The organism is Pseudoalteromonas sp. MMG010 (genome assembly GCF_018100905.1).
Taxonomy (GTDB): Bacteria; Pseudomonadota; Gammaproteobacteria; order Enterobacterales; family Alteromonadaceae; genus Pseudoalteromonas.
Map to the genome: position 1 here is coordinate 102,694 of NZ_JAGJEG010000010.1, position 10,992 is coordinate 113,685.

Annotated in this window: 9 protein-coding genes; 5 read left to right on the forward strand and 4 right to left on the reverse strand. The window is 39.4% G+C overall.

What is annotated here, in order from left to right; all coding sequences use genetic code 11:
- Positions 1-69: 69 nt before the first annotated feature.
- The 4 genes from pomA to J8L70_RS11805 all read left to right on the forward strand — a co-directional run bounded on the left by pomA (position 70) and on the right by J8L70_RS11805 (position 4,430).
- Entirely contained in the window at positions 70-837 is a 768-nt protein-coding gene (pomA, locus tag J8L70_RS11790) for a flagellar motor protein PomA (RefSeq protein ID WP_211055786.1), read from the forward strand.
- Complete coding sequence (locus J8L70_RS11795; protein WP_211055797.1) at positions 837-1,757, forward strand: flagellar motor protein MotB; 921 nt, start codon at positions 837-839, stop codon at positions 1,755-1,757. The genes pomA and J8L70_RS11795 overlap by 1 nt, the downstream gene beginning before the upstream one ends.
- Before the next feature lie 83 nt (positions 1,758-1,840).
- Positions 1,841-3,757, forward strand: a complete 1,917-nt coding sequence (locus J8L70_RS11800; protein WP_211055787.1) for a DNA topoisomerase III — start codon at positions 1,841-1,843, stop codon at positions 3,755-3,757.
- A gap of 58 nt (positions 3,758-3,815) precedes the next feature.
- Positions 3,816-4,430 (forward strand): nucleotidyltransferase family protein, encoded by a 615-nt coding sequence (locus J8L70_RS11805; RefSeq protein WP_211055788.1) that lies wholly within the window; start codon positions 3,816-3,818, stop codon positions 4,428-4,430.
- On the opposite strand, the gene J8L70_RS11810 is transcribed toward J8L70_RS11805, so the two are convergent.
- From J8L70_RS11810 to J8L70_RS11825, 4 genes are all read right to left on the reverse strand, one after another.
- Complete coding sequence (locus J8L70_RS11810) at positions 4,414-5,361, reverse strand: XdhC/CoxI family protein (RefSeq protein WP_211055789.1); 948 nt, start codon at positions 5,359-5,361, stop codon at positions 4,414-4,416. The genes J8L70_RS11805 and J8L70_RS11810 overlap by 17 nt on opposite strands.
- A 154-nt stretch (positions 5,362-5,515) precedes the next feature.
- Positions 5,516-7,771, reverse strand: coding sequence for a molybdopterin cofactor-binding domain-containing protein (locus tag J8L70_RS11815; RefSeq protein WP_211055790.1), 2,256 nt, complete (start codon positions 7,769-7,771; stop codon positions 5,516-5,518).
- Positions 7,768-8,262 (reverse strand): (2Fe-2S)-binding protein, encoded by a 495-nt coding sequence (locus J8L70_RS11820; RefSeq protein ID WP_211055791.1) that lies wholly within the window; start codon positions 8,260-8,262, stop codon positions 7,768-7,770. The genes J8L70_RS11815 and J8L70_RS11820 overlap by 4 nt, the downstream gene beginning before the upstream one ends.
- A 349-nt stretch (positions 8,263-8,611) precedes the next feature.
- Positions 8,612-9,892: an amidohydrolase gene (locus tag J8L70_RS11825; protein WP_247664803.1), complete on the reverse strand. Its 1,281-nt coding sequence runs from the start codon at positions 9,890-9,892 to the stop codon at positions 8,612-8,614.
- A 125-nt stretch (positions 9,893-10,017) separates the two neighbouring features.
- Here J8L70_RS11825 and J8L70_RS11830 point away from each other — a divergent pair, with 125 nt between their 5' ends.
- Positions 10,018-10,875 carry a tetratricopeptide repeat protein gene (locus tag J8L70_RS11830; RefSeq protein WP_211055793.1) on the forward strand — a complete coding sequence of 286 codons (858 nt, stop codon included), beginning with the start codon at positions 10,018-10,020 and terminating at the stop codon, positions 10,873-10,875.
- Positions 10,876-10,992 lie beyond the last annotated feature (117 nt).

Below are 10,992 nucleotides of genomic sequence, written 5' to 3' on the forward strand. Positions count from 1 at the left end.
CAATATCTTGCCGATATATACTCTATATTAAGAATTTAAATAACAAAGTATAAAATCTTTGGAGGGAATGTGGATTTAGCAACCATTATTGGGATATTAGGGGCTGTAGGCCTGATCGTCGTATCCATGTTTATGAGTAGTAGTGGCGAAATGGGCATGTTTGCTGATGCACCTTCTAGTGTTATCGTATTTGGCGGCTCTTTATTTATTGTTTTATCTAATTTCACTTTATCTCAATTTTTAGGTATAGGTAAAGTGTGTGCTAAAGCATTCATGTTTAAAATTGAATCCCCCGATGAGTTAATTGAAAAAGCAGTAGAACTTGCAGACTCTGCGCGTAAAGGCGGTTTTTTAGCCTTAGAAGAAGCTGAAATTCCCAACCCGTTTATGCGAAAAGGGGTTGATATGTTAGTAGATGGGCATGATGCAGATGTTGTTCGCGCTACATTACAAAAAGATATTACTTTAACTTCAACACGACACGAACTCGGTGCCGGATTATTTAAATCACTTGCTGATATCGCCCCTGCAATGGGCATGATAGGCACCCTGATTGGTTTGGTTGCGATGCTTTCAAACATGGATGATCCAAAAGCGATTGGACCCGCTATGGCGGTTGCACTTTTAACCACTTTATATGGTGCGTTTTTAGCTAACGTTATTGCTATTCCTATTCAGGTAAAACTTGAGCTTCGTAAAGAAGAAGAAGCGATGAATCAGCGTTTGATATTAGATGCTATTTTAGGTATTCAAGATGGTCAAAACCCTAAAGTAATAGAAGGTATTTTGAAAAATTACTTAGCTGAGTCTAAACGCAAAGTAGATACCGAGGAGTAATTATGTCTGAAGAGTGTAAATGCCCACCACCAGGTTTACCTGCTTGGATGGGAACTTTTGCAGATTTAATGTCACTGCTAATGTGCTTTTTTGTACTCTTACTCGCTTTTTCGGAAATGGACGTACTTAAATTTAAACAAATTGCAGGTTCAATGAAATTTGCATTTGGTGTACAAAATAAAATTGAAGTAAAAGATATTCCAAAAGGGACCTCGGTTATTGCTATGGAATTTACCCCAGGTAAACCTGAGCCCACTCCCATAGAAACGATTCAACAACAAACCGTAGAAATGACCCAACAAATGCTTGAGTTTCAAGCGGGTGATGAAAGCTCTGCTGGTGGCCGACAAGAGCAACGCGGCGATAAACGAGGCGGCGAATCGCGCAGTACCTCGCAAGAAGTATCGGCTGAACAAGCTACATCGGCGGCCGAGCAAGAGCAAACTAACGAGTTAGTTAAAAAAATAGCGCAACAATTAGAAAAGCAGATTATTGATGGTGCGATTGAACTTGAATCACTTGGTCAGCAAATAATTATTAGGATTAGAGAAAATGGCTCATTCCCATCGGGAAGTGCATTTTTACAACCTAAATTTAAACCTATTATCCAAGATATCGGTGAGCTATTAAAAGATGTACCGGGTGAAATTACCGTGTCGGGGCATACTGATGACTTTCAAGTATCGAACGAGTTATATACTAATAACTGGGATTTGTCGTCAAAACGAGCGGTTGCTGTTGCAACAGAGCTTCAAGCGGTTAATGGCTTTGATAAAACACGAATGATGGTTGTAGGACGAGCAGAAACACGCCCGCTAGTACCTAATGTGACCGATGAGGATCGACGCAGAAACCGTCGTGTTGAAATATCAATACTGCAAGGTAAAGCAAAAGAATCGGACCCTATCACTGTAAAATAATATTTGTTGCACCTTAATGTGAGGTGCAGCAAATAAATTGCTATGCTAAACTACTGTTTATATAAACAGTGATTGGCTATGTTATGAAATTATATATTGCAGAAAAACCATCATTAGGAAGAGCTATTGCAGATGCACTTCCTAAACCACATAAAAAGCATGATGGTTATATAGAGCTAGCTAATGGAGACTGTGTTTCTTGGTGTATTGGTCACTTATTAGAGCAAGCAGAACCCGATGACTACGATGAACGTTTTAAAAAATGGCAATTTGAACACCTTCCTATTATTCCCACTGAATGGCAATTAAAAGCGAAAACGAAAACCCGCAAACAGCTTACCGTGTTAAAAAAGTTGATAAAACAAGCATCAACATTAGTACATGCCGGTGACCCTGATCGTGAAGGCCAGCTTTTGGTCGATGAAGTAATCGGACAAGTAAAACTAAGCCAGAGTAAAAAAAATACGATTGAACGCTTACTTATTAGTGATTTAAATTTAATAGCCGTTAAAAAGTCACTCACACAAATGCGAGCCAATCGTGATTTTGTTCCACTAAGTGTATCGGCACTTGCGCGCTCACGTGCCGATTGGTTATTTGGAATGAACTTAACACGAGCTTATACATTAGCAGGTCAAAAAGCAGGGTTTGGTAATGTTTTATCGGTTGGCCGGGTGCAAACACCTATTTTAGGTTTAGTGGTTAATCGAGATAAGGAAATTGCTAACTTTGTAGCGAAACCATTTTATGAAGTGATGGCGCATTTAGTGACCCCTGAACAACATAGTTTTAAAGCGAAATGGTCGCCAAGTAAAGCGTGTGAACCACACCAAGATGAAGAAGGTCGGGTAATTAATAAAGCGTTAGCACAAAATGTAGCATCGCGAATTACTCAACAGCCAGGGCAGATAATTGAACTTGAGCAAAAACAAAAAAAACAGAGCCCGCCATTACCTTATAATTTATCGGCATTGCAAATAGATGCAGCTAAAGCATTTTCAATGCCTGCACAAAAAGTGTTGGATACTTGCCAAGCTCTCTATGAGCGGCACAAATTAATTACATATCCACGCTCAGATAATCGCTATCTTCCTAAAGATCATCACCACGATGCTAAAGCGATTTTAAAAGCAATGGCAGTGAACAATGGGCAAAGTGTAGAGCATATTAACGCCGCTGATACCACAAAGCGCAGTAAGTGTTTTAACGATAGTAAAGTGGCTGCTCACCATGCAATTGTTCCAACAGCCAAACAATTAAAAACGGTGAGTTTAAGTAGCGATGAAGCCAAAATTTATCAGTTAATAAGCCGTCATTATTTAATCCAGTTTTATCCTGAATATGTTTATAACGAAACAAAAGTTGAAGTTGAAATAGCGGGCGGGTTATTTAAAACGAATGCAAAACAAGAAGTGAGCCTCGGTTTTAAAGCCTTAATGGGTAAGTCTGAACTTAATCAGGAAATGAGCTTACCGCCTTTAGCAAAAGGAATGGCGCTGACCTGCAATAAAGGAGAGGTCGTTGAGAAACAAACGACTGCGCCTGCTTATTTTAATGATGCGACGTTGCTTAGTGCAATGACGGGGATTAGCCGTTATGTTAAAAATCCACAAATAAAAAAAATATTGAAAGATACCGACGGCCTAGGCACCGAAGCAACACGGGCTGGTATTATCGAATTATTATTTAAACGCCGATTTTTAAAACGAGAAGGGAAGTTAATTAAAGCAACTGAAACCGGACATGCTTTAATTAGTGTATTACCTGAAGGGCTTGCTAGCCCTGATTTAACGGCAAAATGGGAATCGAGTTTAAGTGATATTGCGGATAAAAAAATGAGCTATCAGCAGTTTTTACAGCCGCTTTTACAGGATTTAAATGAATTTGTAGAGCAAGCGGCTCATTGCGATAATCAAGTTTTTACTCAGTTACCCAAAACGTCAGTTAAAAAACGTTTTGCTAAACGAGGTAAAAAAACAGCTTATAAAAAATCAAAATAAGATTTTAATACACAGTACAATAAGGTTTAATTATTTGTAAAACCAAGGAAGCTATAAAGTGGATGAGATAGTAAAACAACAGCCTAAGCTTACTATTGCAATACTTGCTGCGGGTAAAGCTTCTCGGTTTGGCTCTGCTAAGCAATTAGCTTATTTTCAGGAAAAAACCTTACTACAACGAAGTATTGACCTATTTAATTCAATAAACTGCGAGCTTCTTGTTATTACTGGTGCACATCAACAGGCTGTTAATCGACATTTAAACGCACAGTCAAAAGAGTATTCAGTGGTGTTTAATCCCGACTGGCAAAAAGGGATGTCGAGTTCTATTAAAGCGGCCTTGGCTCATTGCGCTAAAGATAGTGCTGGGATAATGTTTGCAACGGTTGATCAAATACATATTACGACACACGATATTCAATCTGTAATCGATAAATGGCATAAGAATGTATCGCAAATTGTATGCGCTCAATATGCTCAGCATCAGGGAATACCCGCTATATTTCCTCGAGCTTATTTTTCACTGTTATTAAATCTACAAGGAGATAAAGGGGCGAGACAGATCATTAAATCGTCATCTAATGTAAGCACCGTTGCGCTCCCTAATGCTGAGATTGATATCGATACGCTTGAGCAGCTAGATATCGAAAAACAGCTCACGAGGGCTTGTTAAATGCAATAGCATGAAATTTAGCCACAATAGATAATGCAATGCTAGTGGGTAATTCGCCACCGATATCTAACCCAGCAGGCCCCGAGATAATTGGTTTTATTGCTGATGTTTCGAGTGCACATTTAACAACCACTTCGTTAAATCTTTTTTTAGGCCCTAAAAGTGCGATGTGTTTAATGTCACTATTAGCCAAACTAGCTAATGCCAGTGCATCTAGCTCTAAACTGTGCGACATAAGTACAGAAAAATTCACCTTTTGCGTGTTTGCATAATGCCCTAATTTTGTGTGTGACAGCTTTATTATTGTATCAGCATTTATAAAGTCGTTTTTATTGGCATAAGCAGCTCTTGGGTCCCACACCGATACTTGCCAACCTAGTTGTTTTGCAAAATCACAAACCGGAGTCGCATCTTTACCACCACCACAAATTAATAAGTGAACTTTAGGCATTATTTCAACATTAAGCTGTGCTTGATGATGGCTATTAACGTAGCTACAAATACTATTTTCTTGAGTATTATAATCTAACCCGTAAATCACGTTTTCTCGTTGTTCTAGTTGGTGGAGTACTTCACGTAGATTTAAATAATTATTGTGCTCGTTAAGGGGAATAAATTTAATCCATACAATGCCACCGCAGCCCATTTGGTATGAGGCATCATTTTCGTCTGTGCCATCATATTCTTTAGTCATTATTTTTTGTAACGATAGGCATTTTCGTGCCATTAATCGTATATCGGCCTCAAGGCACCCGCCACTGAGTACGCCTAATTGTTCACCTTCTTGGTTTATCAATGTAAAGGCGCCACGTTTACGATAACTATGTCCTTGGCAATCAACAATAATCGCCATTGCCCATATACTTTTTGAGTGATGATTTTGCCAAGCAGAAAGTACGTCATGGGTATCAAGAGTATTGGCTGATTGCATGTATTAAGGTTGCTCGTAAATAATAGAAGATAGTGATGGTTTTTTAATACTTAGTACGACTTAAACTACATTATATTAATAACTGACTTTGCATTTTAAGTGCTATTTCGCCTAAAGGCTAAGTATTAGCCAATAGGCGAAAAGAGTAGTAACACTAAGCTGTTAACTGATTACCAATGGGTAATTGTCGAATACGTTTACCGCAAGCGGCAAAAATAGCATTACACAAAGCGGGCGCGTAAACCGGTGTTGCCGGTTCGCCTACACCAGCGGGTGGTGCATCGCTTTGAATTATTTCTACGTCAATTTCAAGTGGAGCATCGTTCATACGAGGTACGCGGTAATCATGAAAATTACTTTGTTGTACACGGCCTTTGTCAAAAGTGATCCCTTCACTTATGGCTGCGGTAATGCCGTAGATAGATCCACCTTGCACTTGATTGATGACAGTATCGGTATTAACCACAGTGCCTGCATCAATACTTGCCCATGATTTAATAATTTTAAGGTCGCCTGTATCCGATACTTCTACTTCAACGACGGTGGCTACATAGGTTAAAAAGCTTCTATGCGCTGCGATACCTAAACCACGACCTTTAGGAAGCTTTCTACCCCATTTACTCATTTTCGCTACTTTTTCGATGACCTGACGTAATCGAGAAATATCTAATGGGTATAAGGCTTTATCACCGCCGTAATTATCGTATGTTGCATGTTGCTTTGTAACATCTATGATGCGATCTGGGCCTATGGTTTCAAGTAAGTAATCTTTTTGATCGCGTCCTGCTTTATGCGCGGCTTCAGCAATGAACGATTGGATAGCGAAAGCATGAAAAATATTTGATACCGAACGCATCCAGCCGATTCGTGCTTTACCAGGTGCTTCACCGTTTTCTAATTTCATGTTGGGTGTATTGATAGGGTTGTCGGTGAACCCTAAACGTAACTCTACACTCATTGCTTTTGTTGCGTTCTCTTGGAATGTAGAGGCCATAGGCGAAAATGCAGTACGATGAAGGTATGCTTCAATAGCGCCGTTTTTATCAAATGATGCTTCAATATGTTGCGCAGATACAGCATGGTAAAAACTATGTTGTATATCGTCCTCTCGTGTCCATTGAACACGAATAGGCTGTCCAGTTTTCATTGAAATATACGCGGCTTCAGCTGAAAAGTCGGGTTTTGATTTTCGACCAAATCCGCCACCTAGCATCGTGACATGAACATTAATTTGCTCTTTTTTCATTCCGACAATTGCAGCAACTGTGCTCATATCGGCTTGTGGGTTTTGTGTTGCTGCCCATACATCTACACGGTCTTTATAATACATTGCAGTTGCACAAGGTGGTTCCATAGGAGCTTGAGTTAAATGTGGCGCATAATAATCAGCAACTAATTTGTCGTTAGCCTTGGCTAAAATGTTAACTGCATCACCTAGCTCTCTAACAGATGCTTGTGGTTCCGCTACAGTGGCAAGTAAGTTGGCTTTAAATTCTTCTGAATTATAATCACCGTTTTTACCATCATCCCAAGTCACCGATAATACTCTACGTGCTTTTATAGCAGCCCAAGTGTTTTTAGCGACAATAGCAACACCTCCTTTAGGCTGAAACAAAGGTGCACCTGTGGGAGCCGGGATCTCTAAAATATCAACCACACCGTCTATCGCTTTTGCTGCTTTGGCATCAACGTTTTTAACTGTGCCCCCAACAACGGGTGGACGTACGACCATAGCAATTAAAGCTTTGGGTTCAAGCACATCGGCAGCAAACGTCGCTTTACCAGTGACTAAGTCTTTTAAATCAATATGCGCCATTGCCGTATTGATATAGCGCCATTCACTGCGATTTTTAAGTGGGATTTTATCTGTCTCTGGCGGGGTAATAGCTAATGCGTCATTAACTAATTGTGCATAAGTAAACGATTTACCCGAGCTATGGCTTACAGTATGTTGCTCAGCTGAACATGAATCTATTGATACCCCCCAACGTGTTGCAGCAGCTTGGCGCATAAGATAACGAACACTCGCTCCCATTTCTCGTAAGCGCTGCATATTATAACGAATACTTCGCGAACCATCGGTATTTTGATCTCCATACCTAGGGTCGCCCTTACCTTGGATAACAACCACTTTGTCCCAAGCCGCTTCCATTTCGTCAGCTACAATTTGCGCAATCGCTGTGCGGATCTGTTGGCCCATTTCTGAGCGATGACACGTAATTTCAACAATACCATCGGGACGTAGCGCTACAAATAAATTTGCCGTTTTTGCTGAATCGTCAGGTTGAGCTAAAACCCCAGCCATGACTCTAGGAGCAGCACCCGTAAAACAGGTACCAACGACTAAGGCTCCTACTGCCGCTGTTGATTTTAAAAAACGACGTCGGGTTAAATCAAAATATTGGCTCATACTGTTTCACCTTCTTCAGGCACATAATACTCAACACCCGCCATTGCTTTTGAGGCCGATTTAATTGCTTTATGGATTCGAGGGTAGGTGCCGCATCGACAAATATTGCCCGACATATTTTGCACTATTTCGTCATCGCTTGGTGTTGGATTACTCGCAAGTAAACTCGCTGCTTGCATCATTTGTCCACATTGGCAAAATCCACATTGCGGTACTTTATGTTCAAGCCATGCTTTTTGCACAGGATGATCGCCATCATCACTTAAGCCTTCAATCGTTGTTATTTTAAGACCTGCAATTGCTGCAATGGGTAATATACATGAGCGCTGTGCCACGCCATCAAGGTGAATAGTGCATGCACCACATTGCGCCATACCACAACCAAACTTTGGACCTGTTAACTGTAATTCATCCCGTAAATACCAAAGTACAGGCGTTGTAGGATCTCCTGAAAACTCACGAACTTGACCATTGACGGTAAATGTAATCATGATTCTATCTCCATGTTAAAAGTTTATGATTGCGGTTAGGTTTGCTTACACGGCCTAATACATACTCATTTATTTAATTTAATATTTATATACTACTAAAGCTCACATTTTATTTATAGGCCGCTTATCCCACAAATTTTGTAAGTGAGCTTTAAATGCCAAAGAGTAATAAAGTAAGTATGTGTTATTGAAAAATATGACAAAATTAGCTTATTGTTAAACTAGATAAGATTAACTAACACTGAATAATTCACTATAAAAAATAGGTTTTACAACATAATAAAATGTAGGGTGTTTAGAGTACTTTACATAAAAGCCCTGATACTTAATAGCCCAGGGCTCAAATAGGTTAGTTAAATAGTGCCACCGCAGCATGAGTCATTGCATTTATGCCCGTTGGAATCGCTATTTTATAATCAGGAGCAAACTGACTTGAATGTAATGAAGGTAACACTCTATTGTTTTTCTTTGCGTCGGCATATTGTGATGGATTAACGCCACCAAGCCAAAATAAAGTGATAGGAATATTATCTTCGGTTCTACCGTATAAACCAAAATCTTCACCCGCCATAACAGCTTGAGTATCGAGTACGTTGTTTTTACCAATAGCACCTTCAATGGCATTTCTTACTAAATTTGTTTGTGCTGGGTCATTATATGTAGAGGGGATAGACTCCTCTTCGTGTACGTGTACTGTTGGGTAAAGCGACTCTTCTAATCCGGCGCTTTGTGCAATGCCGGCTGTAATACGTTTAAGGGCTGATATTTGTGCTGTGCGTACTGCCGGGTTATAACTACGTAATGTTAATTGTAATTTTACTTCATCAGAAATTACATTATGTTTAGAGCCGCCGTGTATAGAGCCAACAGTAATAACAGAAGGCTCTAAAGGAGAAAGTTCTCGGCTGGTAATTGTTTGAATAGCTAAAACAGAGCGCGCTGCAAGCACCACGGGATCAATAGTCGTATGAGGGTACGCGCCATGACCACCTTTTCCTTTTATAGCAATATCAACTGAATCAACACTTGCCATAGTGTATTCATTTTTTAGGGCCACTTTACCAGCAGGTACATTGGCGCTCACATGAAGTGCTACGATATGATCAGGTTTTGCGTATTTACTAAATAATCCCTCTTTTAACATTGCTTTGGCACCCGCTCCCACTTCTTCAGCTGGTTGAGCAACCATCATTAACGTACCTTGCCATTTATCTTTATGAGTAATTAACTGTTCAGCGGTGCCAATAAAAGAGCTCATATGAATATCATGTCCACAACCATGCATTACGCCTACCTTAGTACCATGCTCATTTATGACACTGACTTTAGATGCGTAGGGTTTACCTGTTTGTTCAGTAATAGGTAAACCATCGGTATCTGTACGAATCATTACAGTCGGGCCATCACCATTTTTGTAAATGCCTATCACACCATAACCGCCAACATTGCTTGTAACACTAAAGCCTAACTGAGCTAATCTATCTGCAATTTTCCTTCCTGTTACCTGCTCATGTAATGAAAGCTCAGGAGATTGGTGTAAATCAAGGTAGAACTTTTCAATTTCAGGCATGGTGCTTGTTAAATCTAAAGGTAATGACTGGGCATTAGAAAAAGAGCTGGTAAATAGCATCGCAGTCGCGAATAAATTATATTTCATTTTATACCTTTATATTTTGTAGTTTTAAGTAATGACTTGTTATTATTTAGTTTACCACCATATAAAACCCTAAATAATTTAAGATGGCAATCAATTCAATGAGCAATATAGTTAATCTGAACGCGCAAAACTTACAACAAGTGCTTGGAGAAACATCACAACAAAAGTTAGTACTGCTTAACTTTTTTTCACCGCAAAGCCCTGAATGTATTGGTCAGACAGCAATTTTAGATAAGTTAGCAGCGCAATATAGTGACCATATCGTTATTGCCAACTTAGACTGTGATGCTGAACAAGCACTTGCAGGTCAGCTAGCACAACAAGTCGGGTTACAAACATTACCAACCTTAGTGTTATTAAAAGACTCTGCACCAGTTGACTTATTAGCAGGGGTACAAACAGAGTCACAAATAAATGAAGCACTAGCAAAGCATTTACCTGCACAGCAAGACATACTTTTAGAACAAGCCAAACAAGCATTATTAAAAACAGATCTAAATGCAGCCTTTAATTATGCAAAGCAGGCATACGAGATCGATAATACGAATGCACGTATAAAATTAGTCTTAGCTGATATCTGTATTCAAATACATAAAGTCGATGAAGCGCAGGCATTATTAAATACCATAGAAGAAACAGCACAAGATGCTTACTTTAACAATATAAAAGCAAAATGCGATGCAGCACTTGAAGCAAAAGATTCTCCAGAAATAAAAGAGAAGCAACTGCTGGTGGAGCAAAACCCTAATGACTTATCACTTAAAGAGCAGTTAAGTGAATTGCTAGATGAAGCAGGACGAAAAGAAGAAGCATTAGAAGTGCTTTTTACTATCCTTAAAAACGATTTGAACTTTAGTGATAGTAAAGCACGCTTTTTAGCCGTGATTGCATCGCTACCAGATGGAGATGCACTAGCGGCTAAGTATCGCCGTAAGCTATATAGTATATTGTACTAATCGAAGCTAATAGTTCGAGACCTCATAAAGCACCTTATATAAGGTGCTTTTTGTTTTTAGGCTTAATAAACATATATTACACCTGGTTTAAAAGCCAAATAACTAAGTTATCAACAG

What these genes read in the sequence shown, in the direction of transcription:
- J8L70_RS11810 (WP_211055789.1), bottom strand. Translation starts at nt 5,361, where the DNA reads ATGCAATCAGCCAATACTCTTGATACCCATGACGTACTTTCTGCTTGG.
- J8L70_RS11800 (WP_211055787.1), top strand. Translation starts at nt 1,841, where the DNA reads ATGAAATTATATATTGCAGAAAAACCATCATTAGGAAGAGCTATTGCA.
- J8L70_RS11830 (WP_211055793.1), top strand. Translation starts at nt 10,018, where the DNA reads ATGAGCAATATAGTTAATCTGAACGCGCAAAACTTACAACAAGTGCTT.
- J8L70_RS11820 (WP_211055791.1), bottom strand. Translation starts at nt 8,262, where the DNA reads ATGATTACATTTACCGTCAATGGTCAAGTTCGTGAGTTTTCAGGAGAT.
- J8L70_RS11815 (WP_211055790.1), bottom strand. Translation starts at nt 7,771, where the DNA reads ATGAGCCAATATTTTGATTTAACCCGACGTCGTTTTTTAAAATCAACA.
- J8L70_RS11825 (WP_247664803.1), bottom strand. Translation starts at nt 9,892, where the DNA reads ATGCTATTTACCAGCTCTTTTTCTAATGCCCAGTCATTACCTTTAGAT.